A 2466-nucleotide genomic window follows, 5' to 3' on the forward strand; every position below is an offset into this window, starting at 1 on the left:
TGGCACTCGCGCGGCAGCATCGGAGTGAACCGCAGCATCATGTCATTGCGCAAGATAAAACGCCGCGCCGGATTCGCGCGCGCAGGCTTGGGAGTTGCCATACCGGGCCTGCTCGTCACCTTCGCATCACACGCCGCGTTAGCTCAGGTTCGGCCTGACGCCGGCGGCGTCGCACGCGACGTCGCACCGATCGAAGCGCTACCTGCCCCCTCGAAAGACAGGTCGCTCGCTCTGCCGAAAGACACCGACACCGATGCGTTGCCGCAAGACGGAACACGCATTTCCGTGCGTCGCGTTCGAGTGACGGGTGCGCATCTCTATTCGCCGCGCGTTCTTGAAGCGCTCGTTTTCGGCCTGAACGACGGCGAGCGCACGCTCGCAGATCTCGTGCGAGGCGCCGCACGTATTACGCATTTCTATCGCGATCACGGATGGCTACTGGCGCACGCGTACGTGCCGGCTCAATCGATCAAGAACGGCGACGTCGAAATCCGCGTCGAGGAAGGAACGCTGTCGAGCGTACACGTCGTGAACGATCCGCACAGCCGCCTGCGTTCGAGCGTAATCGACGCGCATCTTGCAGCGATTGAACGCGGCGCCCCGTTAAATCAGCCGGAAGTCGACCGGGCATTGCTGCTGCTATCGGACTTGAGCGGTGCGCGACTTACTGCAAACCTTACGGCCGGCGCGCAGCCTGGGCAAACCGTGTTGGACGTCCGCAACGCGGCGACGCCGCTCGTCAGCGGCGAGCTGAGCGCGGACAACTACGGTTCACGCTACACGGGTAAGGCCCGCATCGGCGGCTCTCTGAGCCTGAACAGCCCCCTCGGCTATGGCGAGCAGTTCACCGCCCATTTCCTTGCGAGCAACTCGAACCTTTACTATGGACGGCTCGCAGGGCAGATGCCCGTGGCCAACGCCGGCTTGAGCACCGGTATGAGCCTCACGCACACTCAGTATCTGCTCGGGTCTGACTTCGCCGCGCTCGGTGCCCGCGGCCGCGCGGACATCGTCCAGTGGAACCTGGCCTATGCGGTCGTGCGGAGCGTCCCGGTCAATGTCATCGGGCAATTCACATCGGAATACCGCGACTTGTTCGACGAAGTCGGCGCGACGTCGAGCGACACACATAAACACGCGTTTCACCAAAGCATCAACCTGCTGTTCAGCGGCAAAGACGAATTGATAGCGGGCGCGAACACACAGGCTGCGCTGCGCCTCGGCACCGGTACGCTGACGGTCCTGTCGCAGCCTGCAGCGGCGATCGACGCCGCGGGCGCTCAGTCCACAGGACGATACGGTACGCTCAACCTCGATCTGCAGCGCAATCAGCAGTTGAGCAACCGCTGGAGCCTACTCCTCAGTGCGCGCGGGCAACTCGCCTCACGCAACCTCGATTCGTACCAGAAGTTCACGCTGGGCGGACCCGGCGGCGTACGTGCCTATCCGGCCGGGGAAGGCACTGGTGACGAAGGCTGGCTCGCATCCGCGGAGCTTTCGTACAAGATCAGCCCCATGTTGATTCCCAGCGTGTTTTACGACCTCGGCGGGGTGACGATCAACAAGCATCCCTACCTCGATAGCGCGAATTCGCGGGTACTGCGGGGATATGGCGCAGGCATCCACGGCAGCCGCGGCACCTTCACCTGGAGCATTGCTCTGGCGTTTCGCGGCGCTCAGCATGCCCAGGCCGAGCCGGACAGCCCGATGCGTGGATGGGTACAGATCGGCTGGGCCTTCTAGTCGCCCGACAGACGCGGCTCGTCTCACTCCTGGTACCGTCGTTGCGTCGTTGCTGTAGCTGCTACAGCGGCCCCCCGCTCTATTTATCATGCACTGATCTTGGCTCAAGCCGCACTTCTTGTACTTGCGCCCACTGCCGCAGTGGCACGAGTCGTTCCGACCGAGTTTCCGACGACTGACTTTACGTGAATATTGTGTCAAAGCATCACGTACTTTAGATGCCGGCTTCACATCAGCTGTAAGCCGCTCCATTCCATAAGAAGTTTCCCACGGGAAGTCCAACGTGACGCCGAACCGGCGTAAAGGCGCTACCAGCGCCGCAATCGTGACGCCTTCAAAGTTAAGTTTCGAGCTGCCTCGACCCGCGCAACCGTTGCCCGAAGTGTCAACGCGTTCATGACCGCAGGCTACTGGGAGATCGGCCGGCGGATCGTGGAGTTCGAGCAGGGCGGCGAGGGGCGCGCTGCTTATGGTGAAACGCTGATCCGGCGGCTAGGCGCCGACTTGTCACAGCGTTTCGGCCGCGGCTTCGGCTGGCGCAATCTTGTTCAGATGCGTGCGCTCTACCTTGCGTGGCCCTCGGCGCAGATTTTGCAGACGGTGTCTGCAAAATCAATGTCGCCCCCGATTGGGCAGCCCTTGGCTGCAATTTCGAGTAGACGATCGGGTATGGGTGGCGATGACAACTGGCTACTCGAACCTGACGTCGTCGCGCAGGCGTTT

At 62.2% G+C, this 2466-nt stretch carries 2 protein-coding genes and 1 pseudogene; 2 read left to right on the forward strand and 1 reads right to left on the reverse strand.

Annotated features, from left to right (window positions below):
- Positions 1–1743, forward strand: a 1743-nt coding sequence (locus VGL01_RS04520) for a ShlB/FhaC/HecB family hemolysin secretion/activation protein (protein ID WP_331567512.1), incomplete at its 5' end; no start/stop codon positions are given.
- Between the two features lie 111 nt (positions 1744–1854).
- Here VGL01_RS04520 and VGL01_RS26105 read toward each other — a convergent pair.
- Positions 1855–1995, reverse strand: a pseudogene (locus VGL01_RS26105) (SEC-C metal-binding domain-containing protein); the annotation flags it as partial.
- Positions 1996–2139: 144 nt separating this feature from the next.
- Between VGL01_RS26105 and VGL01_RS04525 the strand changes: the two are divergent.
- Positions 2140–2466 (forward strand): DUF1016 N-terminal domain-containing protein (locus tag VGL01_RS04525; RefSeq protein ID WP_414720174.1); only part of this gene is annotated, 327 nt, incomplete at its 3' end.

It is taken from the genome of Trinickia sp., from assembly GCF_036503415.1.
GTDB lineage: Bacteria > Pseudomonadota > Gammaproteobacteria > Burkholderiales > Burkholderiaceae > Trinickia.